This window comes from Parendozoicomonas verongulae (assembly GCF_009711465.1).
Lineage (GTDB): Bacteria > Pseudomonadota > Gammaproteobacteria > Pseudomonadales > Endozoicomonadaceae > Sansalvadorimonas > Sansalvadorimonas verongulae.
In genome coordinates, this window is the sequence record NZ_SMME01000572.1 from 650 (window position 1) to 1,540 (window position 891).

Genomic DNA, 891 nt, shown 5'->3' on the forward strand with positions numbered 1-891 from the left:
TTGGGCAGATTACTTCAGGTTATGGGTGGCACGGACAATCTGAAAATGGCCCTGAACATCTTTACCCGGCTGCGCACCCGAGCGGCCGAGGGGCAGACAAACACCCCCTGTGATGACAAGGAGATTGAACTGGCTCTGGGCAGGCATCTCCAGCTCATGGGATGTCCAGACAATCTGAAAGTGGCTCTGGATATTTTTATCCGACTGCGCACTCAGGCGGCCGGGGGGCAGGCGAATACTCCCTGTAAAAACAGGGAGATTGAGTTAACACTGGGCAGGCATCTTCAGGCCATGGGAGGCACAGACAACCTGAAAGCAGCCCTGGACATCTTTACCCGGTTGCGTACCCGGGCAGCCGGGGGACAGGCGAACATCCCTTGCGAGGACAGGGAGATCGAAATGAGTCTTGGCAGATTGCTTCAGATCATTGGTGGGAAGGATAACCTGAAGGCGTCCTGGGACATCTTTACCCGGCTACGTACCCGGGCGGCTGGAGGACAGGCGAATATCCCTTGCGAGGACAAGGAGATCGAACTGGCTTTGGGCAGGCTGCTTGAGATCATGGGCAACCTGAAAGCATCAGAGGAGATCTACACCCGGCTACGTACCCGGGCGGCCAGGGGGCAGCCGAATACCCCCTGTGATGACAAGGATATCGAGATAACACTGGGCAGGCATCTTCAACTCATGGGAGATCCAGACAGTCTGAAAGCGGCCCAGGATATTTTTATCCGACTGCGCACTCAGGCGGCCGGGGGGAAGGCGGATACTCCCTGTGAAAACAAGGAGATTGAACTGGGTCTCGCATCTATTTTTATTGATACGGGAGCATGGAGGCAGTTTGATGAACTAGAACTCGATAAGCAGTTGTTTGCAGGGTTCGAAACCTGT

The 891-nt window shown here is 55.1% G+C and carries 1 protein-coding gene; it reads left to right on the forward strand.

What is annotated here, in order from left to right; translation table 11 throughout:
* Window positions 1–21 precede the first annotated feature (21 nt).
* On the forward strand, window positions 22–891 hold an 870-nt coding region (locus E1189_RS01590; protein ID WP_155158346.1), incomplete at its 3' end, for a hypothetical protein.